Genomic DNA, 16,706 nt, shown 5'->3' with positions numbered 1-16,706 from the left:
TGGCAAAAGTGCGAACCGTGACCGTTGGCGACATTAGCATTGGGCCCGGGCGACCGCTGGCGCTGATTGCCGGGCCATGCGTCATCGAATCGGAAGAGCTGGTGCTGCGCACAGCCGCAGAGGTGCAAAAGATCGCCCGTCGCGTGGGCATGCCCTTCATTTTCAAGTCATCGTACCTGAAGGACAATCGCTCGTCGGCCAATTCCTATCAGGGCCCAGGCTTAGAAAAGGGGCTGCGCATCCTGCAGAGGGTCAAGGAAGAGATAGGCGTGCCGGTTCTTTCGGACATCCACGAGCAGCATGAGGCTGAACCGGCGGCAGAGGTGCTGGATGTCATCCAGATTCCTGCCTACCTCTCCATGCAGACCAGCCTGACCCTTGCGGCAGCGCGGACCGGCAAGGCGCTCAACATCAAGAAGGGTCAGTTCCTGGACCCGACTGACATGAAGCACGTCATCGGCAAGGTGGAGGGCGTTGGCAACCATAACATCCTCCTCACCGAGCGGGGCACTTTCTTCGGCTACCACAACCTTGTGGTGGACTTTCGCTCTTTTGCCATCATGCGTGGTCTCGGCTATCCGGTGGTCTTTGACCCGACCCACGCCATACGCGTCTATGGGGTGCCTTCCAGCGACCCAGCCGGTGGGCGGCCGGAGTTTGTGCCGGGCCTGGCGCGGGCAGCAATGGCGGCAGGGTGTGAGGCGGTGTTCATCGAGACGCATCCCAACTGCCGGGAGGCGCTGTGCGACGCAGCCAGCATGTGGCCTCTGGACAGGCTGGAGCGGCTGCTCATCCACCTGCGGCGCATGGACGAGCTTCGCCGGGAGCTCGAGGCAGCGCACCCCATCACGTGAGCACAGTCATGCGCGGCCGTCTGTCGCAACTCCTCATGCTCACCCTGGTCCTCCTCACCGTGGGCCTTTCCCAGGCGAGCGGGCAGACCGCCGTCACGGTGGCAGTGTTGGAGTTTCAGAACGTCAGCGGGATGAGAGACTGGGACAGGCTGTGCGCCATCGTGCCGGAGATGCTCAAGACGGAGCTTTCTCGCTCGCCTTACCTTCAGGTGCTGGAGCGCAGCACGCTGGACGGGGTGATGCAGGAACTGGCGCTGGCACAGGCTGGGCTGTTGAACGAGGAACAGGCGTTGGCAGTTGGGCAGATGGCTGGCGCGCGCTACGTGATTCAGGGGGCCATTGGTCGCTCAGCTGGCGCTTTGCGCATAGATGCCCACATGGTCGAGGTGAGCAGCGGCAGAGTGCTCGGCGAGAAGGTCGAGGGTCGCGGCCCTCAGGCTCTGCCGCAGATGGTCGGTCTGTTGGCGCAGAACATCGTTTACGACCTGACGGGCAACGGCCAATATCAGCAGCAGGTGCGTTTGCGGAACTACCCGGCCTCGTTTGCGCTGGGGGTAACCGGAGTGTGCGGCCTGGCGACGCTCATCACGCACCTCAACTACCGCGACGCATACACCGAGTATCAGCAGGCTACGCGCCTGGCGGATTTCGATCGCACCTACGACCGGGCTAATAGCTACATGAAGGCGCGCAATGTGCTGCTGGGCGTGACCGGCGTGGCCGGTGCGGCGACGCTTGCCCTGATTGCGGCCAACAGGGGAGAGTCAAACTACGTCGGGGCCGCAGCAGAAGAGCCACGGACGAGACGCTTGGTTCTCCGCCCTGTGTGGGAGAGCGCCGGGGTGCGCTTGGCGCTCAGTTACAGGTGGTGAGATATGCCTGGTGCAGTGCGCCTCGCGGTGGTCCTCTTGGTGGTGGCATGCCAATGTGGGGACCTGCCGCGGGACAATCCCTTGGACCCCAAGAACCCGCGCAGCCAGCGGGAGCGCGTGATCCTGGCCGAGGCATTTGTCAGTGACGATCCTGTTGCTGCCTATTGCGGCCATGCGCTCGACGCTCTTGCTCAGCTCGAAGCGGAAGTAGGCAGCGCCCATCTGCTCATTGCCGAGTACCACCTGCCGAATCCTGGCAAGTGGGTCGATCAGTATGCGCTGCCTGAGGCGCGTCTGCGCTACGAAGAACTTGCCCAGACAGCCCTGGGCATCCCCGATGTGTTCTTTGACGGTGCCGCAGGTCGTGTGCAAGGGGCACACAGCGCTGCCACTGCCTATGACCGCTACCGGCGGCTTTATGACGCGCACCGCACCGCTCAGGGCTTGTTCACCATCGAGGGGGAGGTGGTGCGCACGAGCGCGGAGCTGAAGGTACAGGTGAGCCTGGCCCGGCTTGGTGCGCAGCCAGCACCTGCCCTCTTGGTGCGGGCGGTGCTGGTGAGCGACCTGGGCGTGGATAGGCACCGGCACGTGGTGAGGGCAGTCCTTTCGGGCCAGCGGGTGGAGGGTTTGCAGGCGGGCGAGGTGGTGGAGAGCACCTTCCTGCTGCCGGCAAGTGCCCTGGACGGCGGCGACACGCTGATTCTCTTTGTCGAGTCTGGAGAGGGAGCCGATCGCGCGGTGGAACAGGCCGCGGCGATTAGGCTGTAGAGGCAGATTGCGATGCAACGAGCAGCGCTGAAGTACCACTGGACAATGATGATCGCCGTGGCGGTGCTTCTATCCGGGTGCAGTCTGGTGGAGAAGCTGGCCAATCGGCCGCCGGTCATCGTGCGCGTCTATGCCCTGGACAATGACCTCTTCCCTGGCGATACTACCACGGTCATCGTCGAGGCCGAAGACCCGGATGGGGACCTTTTGTCGTATCAATGGAACAGGAGCGGTGGAGCGTTCGTTGGCTCTGCGCAAGGGCCGCGCGCTCTGTGGCAGGCGCCCGCGCAACCTGGCTCCTACCAGCTGACCGTCGTGGTGCGCGACGAGAACGGCGCACAGGCCACCGGTTCGCTGACCGAGGTCGTGGTGAGCGAAGAGCCGCCACAGGTGACCATTCTTCGGCCGCGGGAAGGAGAGGCCCTGCCAGGACTGGGCACTTTTCGCGTGGAGGCGCGTGTGACGCACCCGACCAGTCCCATCGAGCGGGTGGAGTTCTATGTGAATGGCGCGCTGCTCTTCACGGACACCGCTGCCGAAGGCAACCTGTACGCCTTTCTCTGGAATCTGGACGGCGTTTCCGGTCCGAAAACAGTGGTTGCGAAAGGGTATCGATTGCACCCGCCAGGGCCTCCGGGTGCCGACTCGGTACACGTGGTCATCGAGGGGGTGACCCCTTTTCCAAGGTGAACGCTGCATGGAAGCTACTATTTCGCCATTATCGAATGTGAATGCTGAGGCTGCGCAGGCGATTGCCACCGGGAGACGGGTCCTGGAGATCGAGGCGCGCGCACTTTACGCCTTGGTTGACCGGGTGGGCGAGGCATTTGTCAAGGCCGTGGACTTGTTGTACAACTGCCGCGGTCGTGTGATCGTCACCGGCATGGGCAAGTCGGGGATCGTCGCCTCCAAGATTGCTGCCACGCTGACCAGCACCGGCACGGCCGCGATTTTCATGCACGCCGCCGAAGGGGTGCACGGTGACCTTGGCTTAGTGCGCAAGGACGACGTGGTTATCTGCGTCTCCAAGAGCGGCAACACCGGCGAATTGACGCGCCTCTTCCCGGCCTTGCGGCGGATCGGCGTGCCCATCATCTCGCTCATTGGCAACCGCCGCTCCGCATTGGCCGAACGCAGCGACGTGGTGCTGGATGTGAGCGTGCAGGAAGAGGCCTGTCCCAACGACCTTGCGCCCACTGCCAGCAGCACCGCCGCCTTAGCCATGGGGGATGCGTTGGCGGTGGCGCTCTTGGAACGGCGCCGCTTCGGCCCCGAGGATTTCGCGTTTCTCCACCCCGGGGGCTCGCTGGGCAAAAGGTTGCGCCTCAAGGTGGACGACATCATGTTCACCGGCGAGAAGGTGGCCAAAGTGAAGCTCAGCACCCCGCTGCGCGAGGCCATCCTCGAGATCACCCGCAAGCGCTTCGGCGGCACGTGCGTCGTGGACGAGCAGGAAGTGCTGCGCGGCATCATCACCGATGGTGACCTGCGCCGCCTGATGGAGCGGGACATTGACGTGCGCACGCTCACTGCCGCCGACGTGATGAACGACAAGCCGAAGACGGTGCAGGTGGGGTCCATGGCTATCGACGCCCTGCGCATCATGGAGGACCTCAACATCATGCAGATCGTGGTGGTGGACAGGGAAAACCACCCGGTGGGGATGATTCACCTCCACGACTTCCTGGAAGCTGGAGTGTCATGACACGGTGGGTTCTGGTCGTCGGCCTGGCACCGCTCATTGTCGCCTGCGCACGAAAGGAGACGCCGCGGACTACTGCCCGTCCCCCTGAGGGGAGGCCGGTGGAGCAGGAGGGCTGGCACTCGCGCGTGGTCAGCACCAAGGAGGGAAGACCCACAGCCGTCATCAGGTACGGGCACATGGTCAAGTACAAGGGGGACAGAGTCTATCGCTTCGACCAGGGCGTGGAAGTAGACCTGTTCAACGATGAAGGCGACCATTTGTCCCACGTCACCGCCGACTCTGGCGTGATGCACGAAGCCTCCTACGACGTCGAGGCGCATGGCAATGTGGTCGTGGTTTCCGACAGCGGCGTGGTGCTGCTCACGCAGCGTCTGTTCTACACAAAGGAGAACGACAAGGTCTACTCCGACGCCCCGGTGACGATCGTGCGCGGCCCGGGCGACACCCTGTACGGAAAAGGGTTCGAGTCCGACAAGAACTTGCGCAACTACACCTTCTATGAGCCGCGCGGCGTAACAGAGCGCAAGATCGATCTCGACTTGGAGCGGCACGTTCGGCCCAGGCGCGTGCGTGCGGACTCGGCGGTGGGGCAAAGTCGGCCGCCCTCAGGTGGAGCACCGGAGTAGCCGGGGGGAGGGAAGATGAAGACGGGTGTGGTGGGAAGAGACGGTGCGCGACTGACGGTCTTCGTGGGCGTGGTGCTCTTCGCCTGCGTTTGTCTTCGCGCCCGCGCTCAGGATGAGCGGCTGCGACTTATCAGGGCCGCACGTCTCAGCGGGCAGACAGTGGAGGGGCGGATTCTGCAGAGACTGGAAGGGGACGTCCTCTTTCGTCAGGGGCGCGCCACCATGTCATGCGAGCAGGCGCTCCGCGACGAAGCAGCAGGCACCGTGGTCTTCATCGGCCGCGTGCGCATCGATACCGGAAGACGCAGGCTGTACGCCGCGCGCGTCGCCTACAACGAGTTCAGCCGCGTGGAGGAGGCAGAGGGGCATCCGGTGGTCTATGATAGCACGCGGCGGCTGGCAGCCGAGAGGCTGACCTACTTCGAGCCAGAGGAGCGGGCGCTGGCCTCGGGGCGGGTCATTCTTGCCGACACCGCCCGCTTCACCACGCTCACCTGCGGCCGACTGGAGTACTTTCGTGCCACCGGCTATGGGGTGGCCACAGATTCCCCCCGTCTGGTTAAGACGGACAGCACCGGGGGCGATTCGCTAGTGCTGCTGGGCGACAAGATGGAGGTCTTCGACGCAGGGGCGCGCGCCCTGGTCACCGACAGCGTCACGCTCAGCAAGGGGCGCCTGCTCGTGAGCTGTGGCAGAGCCGAGTACTTCGACGACGAGCAGAAGGTGGTGCTCACGGCCTCGCCCCACGGGGTCTACGGCCAGGACCATCTGCGCGGCACGACAATGGAGGTGTTCCTCAACGGACAGGCGGTGCGCACCATCGTTGTCCAAGGCGAGGCGCTAATCACCTCGCCCAGTGACTCGCTCAACCCAGAAGCGCGCGTCAATCGCCTCACCGGGCAGCGGGTAACCATCCAGTTGGTCGAGGAACAGGTTCGAGAGATGACCATCGAGGAGCAGGCAACGAGCCTCTACCACGTGGTGGAAGAGGGCGAATTCAAGGGAGTGAACCTCATCAGCGGCGACCGGATACTCCTTTACCTTGAGGACGGCAAGTTGCGCCGCGTGCGCATCGAGAGCGCGCCGGGCAAGACCAGCGGTGTCTTCTACCCGCCGCGCCTGGAGGGAAGTATTCCCGCTGGCAATGGGCAAGGGACCAGACGAGCAACAGGATGACCCAGGCTGGAGGTGGTGACCACCGCATGCTCCTCCGCTCCGAGGAGCTGGTCAAGGTCTACAGCAAGAGAAAAGTGGTCAACGGGGTCTCCATCGAGGTGCGACAGGGCGAGATCGTTGGACTGCTGGGACCCAACGGAGCGGGCAAGACGACCACCTTCTACATGATTACCGGGATGATTCGTCCCACGGCCGGAAGGATTTTCTTGGACGAGTGCGAGATCACGCACTTGCCCATGTACCGGCGGGCGCAGACGGGAATTGCCTATCTGTCGCAAGAGCCGTCGATCTTCCGCAAACTGACGGTGGAGGAAAACATTCTGGCCATCCTGGAGACGATGGAGCTCAGCCGCGAGGAGCGGAGGCAACGCCTCGAGGAACTGCTCAACGAGCTGGACATCGCCCATCTGGCCAAGAACAAAGCCTATACCCTGTCCGGAGGGGAGAGGCGACGCGCGGAGATAACCAGGGCACTGGTCACCAAACCAAAGTTCATTTTGCTGGACGAGCCGTTTGCAGGGGTGGACCCCATCGCGGTGGAGGACATTCAGGCCATCGTCGCGCGCTTGAAGGAGAAGAATATTGGCGTGCTCATCACTGACCACAACGTCCATGAGACGCTTTCAATCACTGACCGGGCATATCTGCTCTACGAGGGGGTCGTGCTCAAGTCAGGGACCTCAGAGTTCTTAGCCAACGACCCCGAGGCGCGGAAGCTTTACCTGGGGGAGAAATTCCGCCTGGACCGTTGAGCGCCTGCCCGGCACAGTGAGAGAGCAAGAAAATAGGCGAGAGACTCTTCGGGAATGCGGCAAAGGAATGAGGTGAGAACCAAGGGAAAGCAACTGTGGAAACCTGTGGGAGCGAGTGGCTGTTGAATGTTGGTATGTGGGTGGCTGAGGCGGAGGACAGACTCTCCTGCCGGCCCAGAAGGAAGGAGGTGCAGAGCGCATGGTAAACCTGTCGCAAAGACTGTCCATGCAGCTGCGGCAGTCACCGCAGCAAGTGCTGCTCTCTTCCTTGCTCCAGTTACCGATCCTCAGTCTCGAACACCGCATCAACTTGGAGCTGGAGACCAATCCCCTTCTGGAAATCGATACGGACATGGAAGAAGAGCTGGAGCAGGAGGAAATCCCAGAGCAGAGCTTAGAGCTGGAAAGCCCCGACGAGTCCGATGAGCAGGAAGTCGACTATGATACCATTCACGACCAGAAGGAAGAGCAGGAGATGGACTGGGAGACCGTGCTCAACGATCAGGATTCCTACGAGCACTGGATCCCCAGGGAGAAGGACGCCGAGCAATTCGAGCGACCGGAGGTCTATCGGGAGACGCTCACCGACCACCTGCTCAATCAGTTGCACCTGACCGACCTCTCCGACCAGGAGATGGCCATCGGCGAACACCTCATCTGGAATATCAACAGCGCTGGCTACCTGGCCACCGATGTGCACAGCGTGGCCGATACTTTCGAGGTGGACGAAGAGGTCGTCGAGAAGGTGCTCGAGGTCATCGAGCATTTCGATCCGCCCGGCATAGGTGCCCGCAATCTGCAGGAGTGTCTGCTCATTCAGCTCCTGGAGCAGGAGGAGCCGCACCCCTTGGCGGTGGCCATCATTCGCGACCACTTCGACGACTTTAAGAACTTGCGCTTCGAGAAGCTGGCCAAGACCTTGGGAGTCAGCTTAGACGAGGTGAAAGAGGCGGTCGAGGAGATCAAGAAACTCAATCCCAAGCCAGGGGAGGGGTACGTCGCCTACGACGACAATTACGTTGTGCCGGACATAACGGTGGTCAAGGAAGATGGCGAATTCAAGGTGGTGCTCAACGACTGGAACATCCCCTCGTTGCGCATCAGCAAATCGTACCGGCAGATGTTGGCCGACAAGAAGAACACGCCCAAGGAGGCGAGGGACTATATCCGGCAGCGATTAGAGTCGGCGCGTTGGCTGATCAATTCCATCCAGCAAAGGCGACAGACCATCATCCGCGCCATGGAGGCTATTGTTCGGCGGCAGAGGGACTTCTTCGAACACGGCCCCGAGCACATCAAGCCGATGATCCTCAAGGACATCGCCGACGACATTGGCATGGACATTTCCACCGTGAGCCGAGTCACCAACGGCAAGTACGTGCAGACCGAGTTCGGCGTCGTTGAGCTGAAGTACTTTTTCAGTGAGAAGATCCATCGCGACGACGGCGAGGATGTGTCCAACAAGGTGATCAAGAATCTCATCAAGGAGATCATTCAGAAGGAAGACCCGAAGAAGCCGCTCAACGACCAGAAGATCGCGGAGATGCTCAAGGCTCAGGGGTACAATGTGGCCAGGCGAACGGTGGCCAAGTATCGCGAACAGATGATGATTCCCATTGCCCGACTGCGGCGGGGTCTTTAGAAAGCAGCGGAGGAGCTCCGACCGTGTACATGACGCATGGGGAGTGCCGCGGTTGGTGGCGGTGCGGCCGCATGCACGCCACCACCATCTTGGGCGTGCGCCACAAAGGCGAAGTGGCGCTGGCCGGCGATGGCCAGGTGACCTTCGGCGACGCCGTGCTCAAGAACAACGCCAAGAAGGTACGGAAGATCTACAACGACACGGTGCTGGCTGGCTTTGCCGGAGCGGCGGCGGATGCCCTCACCCTGTTTGACCGCTTCGAGAAGCGGTTGGAGGAGTCGCATGGCAACCTGGGCCGCGCCGCGGTAGAGCTGGCAAAAGACTGGCGCAGCGACCGCTACCTGCGCCGCCTGGACGCCACCTTGGCGGTGATGGACAAGAAGCAGACTTTCATCATCTCTGGCACCGGCGAGGTCATTGAGCCCGATGACGACGTGGTCGCCCTTGGCTCGGGCGGTGGCTACGCGCTGGCAGCGGCGCGTGCCCTGATCAAGCACACCGACCTCAGCGCGCGCGACATTGTCCGGGAGGCCATGCAGGTCGCTTCGTCCATCTGTATCTACACCAACAACAAGATTACGATGATCGAGCTTTAGCTGCGCTATGAGAGGGCGAGCCAAGGGCGCGGAGCACAAGATGAAAGAGCTCACGCCGCGAGAGATAGTGCGGGAGCTGGACCGCTACATCATCGGCCAAGAGAAGGCGAAGAAGGCGGTGGCAATTGCCTTGCGCAACCGCTGGCGGCGTCTGCAGGTGGACGAGCGGCTGCGCGAAGAGATCATGCCCAACAACATCATTCTCATCGGCCCGACGGGCGTGGGCAAGACCGAGATCGCGCGACGCCTGGCCAAGCTGGCCAACGCCCCGTTCATCAAAGTGGAAGCCTCAAAGTTCACCGAGGTGGGTTATGTGGGCCGCGATGTGGAATCCATCATCCGCGACCTGGTGGACCTGGCGGTGGCGATGACGCGCAACGAGAAGGCCGAGGAGCTGGAGCCGCGCGCCGAGCAATTGGCCGAAGAGCGCCTGCTCGATCTGCTCTTGCCGGAGAGCGGCGATGGCAAGGAGGACAACCCCGGGCCTCGGCAGCGTCTGCGCAACACCAGAGAGAAGCTGCGTCGCCGGCTGCGCGCTGGCCAGTTGGAAGAGCGCACGGTGGAAATGGAAGTGCCGGTGGACTCCATGTCCCTCATGCAGATCATCTCGCCGCTGGGCGTCGAGGAGATGGGCGTCAACGTCCAGGAGCTGCTCGGCCCCATGGTGCCCAAGAAGGTCAAGAAGCGCGAGATGAAGGTTGCCGAGGCGCGCCGCTACCTGGTGCAGGAAGAGCTGCAAAAGCTCATCGACATGGAGGAGGTGGTGCGCGAAGCCATCGCCCGCGTGGAAGACTCCGGGATAGTCTTTCTGGACGAGATCGACAAGATCGCCGGCGAGAAGAGCGCCGTGGGCCCCGACGTCTCCCGCGAAGGAGTACAGCGCGACCTGCTGCCGGTCATCGAAGGCACCACCGTGCTGACCAAGTACGGGCTGGTGCGCACCGACCACATCCTGTTCATCGCCTCAGGAGCATTTCACGTGTCCCGGCCTTCGGACTTGATCCCCGAGCTCCAGGGCCGCTTCCCCATTCGCGTGGAACTCCACAGCCTGACCACCGAGGACTTTATGCGCATCCTCACCGAGCCGGAGAACGCCCTCATCAAGCAGTACACAGCGCTCTTGGAAAGCGAGGGGGTGCATATCAGATTCACCCGTGGGGCACTGTGGGAAATCAGCGAGACGGCCACCAAGGTCAATGGGCGCACCGAGAACATCGGCGCCCGCCGTCTCCATACGATTCTGACCACGCTGTTGGAGGACATCCTCTACCAGCTGCCGGACGAGAACATCAAGACCGTGACCATCACCCAGAAGCAGGTGCGCGAGACCCTGCGCGACATTGTGGAAGACGAGGATTTGAGCCACTACATTCTGTGACCGGAGGTGGAACTGATGAAGCGCGACTTTCTTGCCATCACCGACTTTTCCTGTCAAGAGGTAGAAGCCACACTGCAGCTTGCCAAGAGGCTGAAGCGCGAGGCAAAGAAGGGCAAGTTGCAGCCCCTGCTCAAGGGCAAGACCTTGGCGATGATTTTCGAGAAGCCGTCTGCCCGCACCCGCGTCTCCTTCGAGGTGGGCATGTTTCACTTAGGGGGTCACGCCCTCTATCTTGGCCCCAACGAGATCGGCTTGGGGAAGCGCGAATCGGTGGCGGATGTGGCGCGCGTGCTCTCCCGCTACTGCGACGGGATCATGGCCCGCCTGTTCGGCCACGAGACGATCGAGGAGCTTGCCCGCTACGCCTCCGTGCCGGTAGTCAACGGCCTTACCGACCTGTTCCACCCCTGCCAGGTGATGGGGGACGTGCTGACTATCATCGAACACAAAGGGCGCATGCAGGGGCTCAAGGTGGCGTGGGTAGGCGATGGCAACAACGTCGCGAACTCGTGGCTCAACATGGCCTCACGACTCCCCTTCACGCTGCACCTGGCCTGCCCGGAGGGATACGATCCCAACCAGGCCATCTTGGAGCGTGCCCGCACCGCGGGTTTGAGCGACATCAAAATCTTCCGCGACCCCAAAGAGGCGGTGCGGGGCGCTGACGTCATCTACACCGATGTGTGGGCAAGCATGGGGCAGGAGGCCGAGGCGGAGGCGCGCAAGAAGGTCTTTCGGCCCTACCAGGTGAATGACGAGCTGGTGAAACTTGCCGCTCCGGAGTGCATCGTCATGCACTGTCTGCCGGCACATCGCGGCGACGAGATCACCGATGCGGTCATCGACGGCCCGCATTCGGTGGTCTTTGGCGAGGCGGAAAACCGCTTGCACGTGCAGAAGGCCATCCTCGTGACCCTGATGCGCAGCTGAGGGCAATTCACCAAGCGAGGAGCGCGCCGTGGAGATCGTCCGCTACAAAGAGCATCACGCGGAAGAATGGGAGCGCTTCGTGTGGGCCGCCAACAACGGCACCATCTTCCACACCCGCCGTTTCCTTTCCTATCACCCGCCGGCAAGGTTTGAGGACCATTCCCTGCTCTTTCACAAGCGCGGGAAGCTCTTGGCGCTGCTGCCGGCGGTGCGCATCGATCGCGGGAATTCCAACGTGCTCTCCTCGCATTGCGGGGCCTCCTACGGCGGGTTCGTGGTGAAGCCTGACCTCTCCATCCGCGATGCGTTCATGCTGGTGGACGCACTGTTGGACTACGCCCGGTCGCAGAGATTCGACGTGCTGGAGCTGACCCACCCGCCGCAGGTGTACTGGGAGAAGCCCAGCAACTACATTGACTTTGCCCTGTTTCAGCGCAATTTCGTCTACAAGAAGCGGGAGATTTCCAGCGTCGTTCCTCTGAATTTCCCGCCTGAACGGGTGTTAGAGACCTTTAGCGCGGAGTCGCGGCGGGCGGTGCGGCGTGCCCTCAAGCTGGGGGTGCTGGTGCGCCGCTGCGATGACTACGAAGACTTTTACCAGATTCTGCAGAAGAACCTGAAGATGCGGCACAACGTGCGCCCGACGCATACGGTGGAGGAACTTATCAGACTCAAGGGCCTCTTTCCGGAGCGCATTCACCTGGTGGCCGCGTTCGTGATGGAGCGGATGGTCGCCGGCGTGGTGCTGTTCTACTGCAACAGCCGCAGCAACCTCGCCTTCTACATCAGTCACAACGAGGAGTACCAGCAGTACCGGCCGGTCAACCTCCTCTTCTACGAGATCTTCCAGGACTCCATCCGTGAGGGATTTCGCTGGTTCGATTTCGGTATCTTCACCGTGAACATGGAGCCTAACTGGGGGTTGGGGCATTTCAAGGAAGGGTTCGGCGCGCAGGGAGTGTTCCGGGACACTTTTCACCGCGCCGTGTGAGGGCGGGCCCAACGGTACCGACACGCCTTGAGTGGGTCCTCCATGCCGCTGCGTATCCTGCACATTGCCCCGTTCAATACCTCTGATGTCCCCATGACCTTGGTGCGTGCCGAGCGAGCGATGGGGCACTACAGTCGCCTGGTGACCCTTGCCCGCGATCCGCGCGCCTTCGAAGAGGACATCTGCCTCGAGCTTCCTTTCTTGGACTGGTGGGGGACGCGCCTGGCGAAGCGGCTGGTGGCCGATCCGAACAGGCTGCGCGTGGACAACGTCGCTCGCATTCCGGAGCACGTGCCGCTCACATGGCGTCCGCGGGGTCGGGCAGAGGCCTATCTTGTTCGACTGCGCGAACGCCTGTGGGCGCCGGCCATACGCCGGGCCATCCGTGACCACGACTTGACCAACTTCGACGTCTACCAACTGGACGGCGGCCTGGAGTTCACCCGGGACGGCCGCTTTGTGGCTGCCCGCAAGCGAGAAGGCAAGCGCGTCATCTGCTGCTACACCGGTAGCGACCTGCGCACGCGCGGTGTGATCTCCGCCATTGACCGCATGGCTGACCTGACGGTGACCGTGGAATTTGACCATCTGCGGCTGCACCCCTCCATTCACCATGTCTTCTTCCCGTTCGAAGTGGAGCGCTTCCGCCCGGTGAGCGAGCGCAGGCCTGGCCCGCTGCGGATAGGCCATGCGCCGACCAGCCGCAAGGCGAAGGGGAGCGACATCATCATCCCGGTGATTGCTTCGTTGGCTGCGGAATATGGGCTGGAGATGGTGCTCATCGAGAACCTCCCCTACAAGGAGGCGATCCGGCGCAAAGCCGACTGCCACATCTTCGTCGACCAACTTGGCGACCTGGGCTATGGCATCAACTCCTTGGAAGCGCTGGCCATGGGCATCCCGGTGTGCTCCTGCCTGGCGCCGGGATTTGCCGAGCGCTACCCGGATCACCCCTTTGTGGTAGTGGACGCCACGAATTTGCGCGAGCAACTTGTTCGTCTGCTCACCGACCCTGGCTTGCGCCAGCGCCTCGGCATGGCGGGGAGGCGATGGGTAAAAGAGCACCACGACAGTCGGCAGGTGGCAGCGCGTATTCACCAGCTGGCAGGGCTCCCATGACCGCCGCCAAGCTGCGCATCCTGTTTGTCAACTCCATCCAGATGTTCGGCGGCGGCGAGGTCTGGATGCTGCGCACCTTGGCGTTGCTCAAGGAGCGGGGGCATCGCGCTTGGTTGCTCTGCCGTCCAGGCACGCGACTGGCGGCGGAGGCCAGCCGCCAGGGCATCCCGGTGGTGACGATGCGCATGCGCGGCGACTTTGACCCGCTGGTTATCTGGCAGGTCTATCGCCTGCTCAAGCGGTTGCGCGTGCAGGTGGTGCTGACCAACATGGACAAAGAGCTGCGCTTCGCCGGCATTGCTGCGCGCCTGGCCGGGGTAAAGACCGTTTTCCCGAGAAGGGGCATAGACTACCCGCTCAAGAACCGGTGGCGCTATCGTTTTGCCTACACCCGCATAGCGAGCGCGGTCATTGCCAACTCCCAGGCCACTGCTAATGCGCTCCTCCGCAATGCGCCATGGCTCGCCAGAGAGGAGATCGTGGTCATCCACAACGGCATTGACCCTGCTCCCTTTGCGAAGGCGCGTCCGCGGCTGCGGGAAGAGCTGCGGATTTCTCCTGGGGCGAAAGTGGTGGGATTTGTCGGCCAGCTCGACGAGCGCAAGGGCATCTGCTACCTGCTGAAGGCGTTCCGCCAGGTCCATCGCCGCCATCCGGAGGCAGTGCTGCTCATGGTCGGCGAAGGGCCACTCAAGGGGTGGGTGGCCGAAGCTGCGGCGCAGGTCAACCTTCCCGTCATCCTGGCTGGATTCCGCGATGATGTTCCCGCGGTGATGCAGAGCATCGACCTGCTGGTGCTGCCCTCCCTGTGGGAGGGTTTTGGCATAGTCCTCATCGAAGCCATGGCGGCCGGCAAGCCGGTGGTGACCACGGCGGTGAGCAGCATGCCGGAAATCGTGGTCGACGGCGGCACCGGGTTGCTGGTTCCTCCGGCCGACGCCGGGGCCCTGGCAGAGGCGATGTGCACTTTGCTTGCCGATCCTGCCCTGCGCCGGAGGATGGGCCGTGCGGGCAGAGCGCGGGTCGCCGCGCACTTTAGCGATCAGAGGATGGTGGCCGAACTGGAACGGTTGTTTCTCCAGAAGGTGCGGCACATGCAAAAATGTTGTTGATTTTCAGTTTTTATTTTGATAGCTTTGCGCCGAATTGGAAGAAGTGCAACACCAAGTGTGGGAGAGGGTATAGGCAATGAGTGGCGGCGACGATTCCCGTCGATGGCTCGACGATGAGTGGTCCCCGGACTATGACCCAGACGAAGAGCCGTGGGACGACGACAGCTGGGAGGAGAAAGAGGAAGAGGGGGAAGAGTGGGATGAGGAGTGGGACGAGGAAGAAGACTGGGACGAGGACCTCGATGAGGAAGAGGACTGGGAGGACGAAGAATACCTCGACGAGGAAGAAGAGGAGGAGTGGGGAGATCTTGACGACTGGGAAGACAACTAACCAGTTACCATCCGTCGAGCACACTCAGGTGCACTCCATGTATCCGCCCACGCCGCTCGTGGGCGTTGCTGTTTTGGTGGAACGCCATGGGGCGGTGCTGCTGGTAAAACGGGCTTGTCCTCCCAACGCCGGCCGCTGGTCTCTGCCCGGCGGTCATGTGGAGCTTGGCGAGCCCCTCAAGGAAGCCGCCCGCCGGGAGGTGGCTGAGGAGTGCGGCATCGACGTCGAGGTGCAGGAGCTCCTCGATGCCCATGAGCATATCGAGCGCGACAATTGTGGTGCGGTGCGGTTTCACTTCGTGTTGGTGATCTTCTCAGGTCAGTATGGCGGCCGAACCCTCCGCCCGGCAAGCGACGCAGCAGCCGCCGCGTGGGTCCCTTTGGCAGAGCTCCCTCGCTATGAAGTGACGGAGATGGTGCGCTCCCTGCTGGACAAGGTGGTTGCCCGGAATGGGAAACCCGCACCTTGCCCTCCGGACAAATGAGCCTCACCCATTTTCCTCGTCCGCAAAATGAACGATCGCGATGAGCCTCCCCTTGCCGAAGATGCGCCCGAGTTCTTCGTGGTGAAGGACGAACTCGACCTGCATGGATTCTTCCCGGAACAAGTGCCCGAAGTGGTGGAGGAATTCTTGCGCCATGCGTGCGCCTCGGGCTTTGCCCGGGTGCGCATCGTCCACGGCAAGGGGCGCAGCAAGTTGAAGTGGGCGGTCCATGGCGTGCTGCGCTGCCACCCGCTGGTGGAGGCCTTTGGCGATGCTCCTCCGGAGGCAGGCGGCTGGGGGGCCACGATTGCCATACTCCGTTGTGCCAAGGACCAGACAGGCACGGCCCCTTGACCGGAGCTCCAGGGCGCCGCCGGAGCGCCATGTGCGCGGGGTTTGGTTGTTAGGCAAGGCGTGGCAATTCTGCGAGGATGGTTTCGGCCAGGCTAAGCAGCCACGCGAGGCCGCAAGGACTGTGGAACCCGGGGCCGGCATGCGCCAATTTGTGCTTGACTTCCTTGTTTTTCCTCACTAAATTAGCTGCAGTTTCCGGCCCAAGCGGCGGCCGGGGAGTTCTGCGACGGAGATCGGGAGGTGGCCTTGATTCAGGACCCGGCAACATACTCGCTCAACTTTGGTCCCACCGCCACGTGGGTGGCCTTCATTGTGGGCGTACTCATGTACGTGGTGGGTTTCTTCGGTGGGCTCAGGCTCAATGTGGCCAAGATGATCACGGCAGTCATTCTATCTTCGGCCATCTCGGTGGTGGCCCGGCCCTTGGTCAACCGCGTGCATGTCTTTGTGGCTTCCATCCTGGGCGGCGAAATCGCCGGCTTTGCGATCCCGCTCCTTTGGACGGTCTTTGTGTTGGGCGTCTGCCTGAGCCTGTACGAGTCGTTTACCGTGACCGCCAAAGAGGTACACCCGATGAAGTGAGGACGCCCCAGCGACCATGATGGGCGCGATCCCCCGACGAGGCAACGAGGAGCGTGGCGATGGTGGAGTTCCAGTACTTTGCAGGATGCCCCAACGCGGCAGAGACGTGGCGGCACCTCCAGGAGCTGATAGCAGAGGGCTTTCTGCTTCCAGATGAGGTGCACGTCACCGAGGTAAACGACGCAGAAGCAGCACGGCGGATGCGCTTTGCCGGGTCGCCAACCGTGTTGGTCGACGGCGTGGACATCTACACGGAGGAAGAGCCGCGAGAAGCCAACTTTGCCTGCCGTGTCTACCTCGTCAACGGGATGAGGACGGGTGTGCTTCCCAAGGAATTCATTCGTCAGCAAATAGGCAAACTGCGGGGCGGCACTTCCCGCTGCGGGAAGTCCGGGTCATAGGCCTGACCAGCATCGGCTGGTCAGCATGTT

The 16,706-nt window shown here is 62.3% G+C and carries 20 protein-coding genes; all 20 read left to right on the top strand.

The window, feature by feature from the left end:
- Positions 1 to 8 precede the first annotated feature (8 nt).
- The 20 genes from kdsA to NUW13_09595 all read left to right on the top strand — a co-directional run bounded on the left by kdsA (position 9) and on the right by NUW13_09595 (position 16,676).
- Positions 9 to 854 carry a 3-deoxy-8-phosphooctulonate synthase gene (kdsA, locus tag NUW13_09690; protein MCR4439294.1) on the top strand — a complete coding sequence of 282 codons (846 nt, stop codon included), beginning with the start codon at positions 9 to 11 and terminating at the stop codon, positions 852 to 854.
- 8 nt (positions 855 to 862) lie between these two features.
- Positions 863 to 1,726, top strand: a complete 864-nt coding sequence (locus tag NUW13_09685; protein ID MCR4439293.1) for a hypothetical protein — start codon at positions 863 to 865, stop codon at positions 1,724 to 1,726.
- 3 nt (positions 1,727 to 1,729) lie between these two features.
- A complete protein-coding gene (locus NUW13_09680) occupies positions 1,730 to 2,497 on the top strand; it encodes a hypothetical protein (protein ID MCR4439292.1) in 768 nt (255 codons plus the stop codon).
- A 12-nt stretch (positions 2,498 to 2,509) separates the two neighbouring features.
- The gene (locus NUW13_09675; GenBank protein MCR4439291.1) at positions 2,510 to 3,187 is read left to right on the top strand and encodes an Ig-like domain-containing protein; all 678 of its coding nucleotides are present in this window, start codon (positions 2,510 to 2,512) and stop codon (positions 3,185 to 3,187) included.
- A 7-nt stretch (positions 3,188 to 3,194) separates the two neighbouring features.
- Positions 3,195 to 4,202: a KpsF/GutQ family sugar-phosphate isomerase gene (locus NUW13_09670; protein ID MCR4439290.1), complete on the top strand. Its 1,008-nt coding sequence runs from the start codon at positions 3,195 to 3,197 to the stop codon at positions 4,200 to 4,202.
- Entirely contained in the window at positions 4,199 to 4,828 is a 630-nt protein-coding gene (lptC, locus tag NUW13_09665) for an LPS export ABC transporter periplasmic protein LptC (GenBank protein MCR4439289.1), read from the top strand. Before NUW13_09670 ends, lptC begins: the two co-directional genes overlap by 4 nt.
- A 15-nt stretch (positions 4,829 to 4,843) precedes the next feature.
- Positions 4,844 to 6,004 carry a hypothetical protein gene (locus tag NUW13_09660; protein MCR4439288.1) on the top strand — a complete coding sequence of 387 codons (1,161 nt, stop codon included), beginning with the start codon at positions 4,844 to 4,846 and terminating at the stop codon, positions 6,002 to 6,004.
- Positions 6,005 to 6,030: 26 nt separating this feature from the next.
- Complete coding sequence (gene lptB / locus NUW13_09655) at positions 6,031 to 6,756, top strand: LPS export ABC transporter ATP-binding protein (protein ID MCR4439287.1); 726 nt, start codon at positions 6,031 to 6,033, stop codon at positions 6,754 to 6,756.
- Positions 6,757 to 6,955: 199 nt separating this feature from the next.
- Entirely contained in the window at positions 6,956 to 8,398 is a 1,443-nt protein-coding gene (gene rpoN, locus NUW13_09650) for an RNA polymerase factor sigma-54 (protein MCR4439286.1), read from the top strand.
- A 71-nt stretch (positions 8,399 to 8,469) separates the two neighbouring features.
- A complete protein-coding gene (gene hslV / locus NUW13_09645; protein ID MCR4439285.1) occupies positions 8,470 to 8,994 on the top strand; it encodes an ATP-dependent protease subunit HslV in 525 nt (174 codons plus the stop codon).
- A 40-nt stretch (positions 8,995 to 9,034) separates the two neighbouring features.
- On the top strand, positions 9,035 to 10,372 hold the full coding sequence (gene hslU / locus NUW13_09640; protein ID MCR4439284.1) for an ATP-dependent protease ATPase subunit HslU: 1,338 nt from the start codon (positions 9,035 to 9,037) through the stop codon (positions 10,370 to 10,372).
- A 15-nt stretch (positions 10,373 to 10,387) separates the two neighbouring features.
- Positions 10,388 to 11,302, top strand: a complete 915-nt coding sequence (gene argF / locus NUW13_09635) for an ornithine carbamoyltransferase (GenBank protein ID MCR4439283.1) — start codon at positions 10,388 to 10,390, stop codon at positions 11,300 to 11,302.
- Between the two features lie 28 nt (positions 11,303 to 11,330).
- Positions 11,331 to 12,293 (top strand): GNAT family N-acetyltransferase, encoded by a 963-nt coding sequence (locus NUW13_09630; protein MCR4439282.1) that lies wholly within the window; start codon positions 11,331 to 11,333, stop codon positions 12,291 to 12,293.
- A gap of 42 nt (positions 12,294 to 12,335) precedes the next feature.
- Positions 12,336 to 13,412 carry a glycosyltransferase gene (locus NUW13_09625; GenBank protein MCR4439281.1) on the top strand — a complete coding sequence of 359 codons (1,077 nt, stop codon included), beginning with the start codon at positions 12,336 to 12,338 and terminating at the stop codon, positions 13,410 to 13,412.
- Entirely contained in the window at positions 13,409 to 14,524 is a 1,116-nt protein-coding gene (locus NUW13_09620; protein MCR4439280.1) for a glycosyltransferase family 4 protein, read from the top strand. Before NUW13_09625 ends, NUW13_09620 begins: the two co-directional genes overlap by 4 nt.
- Before the next feature lie 76 nt (positions 14,525 to 14,600).
- Positions 14,601 to 14,855, top strand: coding sequence for a hypothetical protein (locus tag NUW13_09615; GenBank protein MCR4439279.1), 255 nt, complete (start codon positions 14,601 to 14,603; stop codon positions 14,853 to 14,855).
- Positions 14,833 to 15,339 carry an NUDIX hydrolase gene (locus NUW13_09610; protein ID MCR4439278.1) on the top strand — a complete coding sequence of 169 codons (507 nt, stop codon included), beginning with the start codon at positions 14,833 to 14,835 and terminating at the stop codon, positions 15,337 to 15,339. Before NUW13_09615 ends, NUW13_09610 begins: the two co-directional genes overlap by 23 nt.
- Positions 15,340 to 15,366: 27 nt before the next feature.
- Complete coding sequence (locus NUW13_09605; GenBank protein MCR4439277.1) at positions 15,367 to 15,693, top strand: Smr/MutS family protein; 327 nt, start codon at positions 15,367 to 15,369, stop codon at positions 15,691 to 15,693.
- 240 nt (positions 15,694 to 15,933) lie between these two features.
- Positions 15,934 to 16,275, top strand: coding sequence for a hypothetical protein (locus NUW13_09600; GenBank protein ID MCR4439276.1), 342 nt, complete (start codon positions 15,934 to 15,936; stop codon positions 16,273 to 16,275).
- A gap of 59 nt (positions 16,276 to 16,334) precedes the next feature.
- Positions 16,335 to 16,676, top strand: coding sequence for a DUF2703 domain-containing protein (locus tag NUW13_09595; GenBank protein ID MCR4439275.1), 342 nt, complete (start codon positions 16,335 to 16,337; stop codon positions 16,674 to 16,676).
- Positions 16,677 to 16,706 lie beyond the last annotated feature (30 nt).

Source organism: candidate division KSB1 bacterium, from assembly GCA_024655945.1.
GTDB lineage: Bacteria > Zhuqueibacterota > Zhuqueibacteria > JANLFK01 > Oleimicrobiaceae > Oleimicrobium.
The sequence above is the reverse complement of the archived record's forward strand: the minus strand, read 5'-3'. Positions and strand labels throughout refer to the sequence as shown.